Origin of the sequence: Methylobacterium nigriterrae, from assembly GCF_037106235.1 — a bacterium.
GTDB classification, from domain to species: domain Bacteria; phylum Pseudomonadota; class Alphaproteobacteria; order Rhizobiales; family Beijerinckiaceae; genus Methylobacterium; species Methylobacterium nigriterrae.
Window position 1 is genome coordinate 1 of the sequence record NZ_JBAWTG010000866.1, and the last position, 271, is coordinate 271.

Here is a 271-nt window from a genome sequence, read left to right on the forward strand (position 1 = left end):
ATCCGATCCCGTGCCACCAGCAGGCCGCATTCTCGACGGCAAGAGAACGGTCTCTTCCGGTCGTAGAGGCCGCGGCCAGGCGCATCCTGTCGCTCCCGGTGTACCCGCATCTTACGGATGCCCAGATCGGCCGCGTTGCCGACGTCGTCACCCGCGCGCTGCAGAACGTCGCCTGCGCCGAGCCGGCGGAGGTCCTCGGCGCAGCGAATCCGGATACCGTCGCGGCGTTTTCGCCGACGGTACTCGTCCCATAAGCCGTCGTCGGGAGAAC

General features: G+C 67.9%; 1 protein-coding gene. It reads left to right on the forward strand.

Annotated features, from left to right (window positions below):
• The coding region (locus WDW90_RS39475; protein WP_336493041.1) for a DegT/DnrJ/EryC1/StrS family aminotransferase at positions 1 to 254 on the forward strand (254 nt) is incomplete at its 5' end.
• Between the last annotated feature and the right edge of the window lie 17 nt (positions 255 to 271).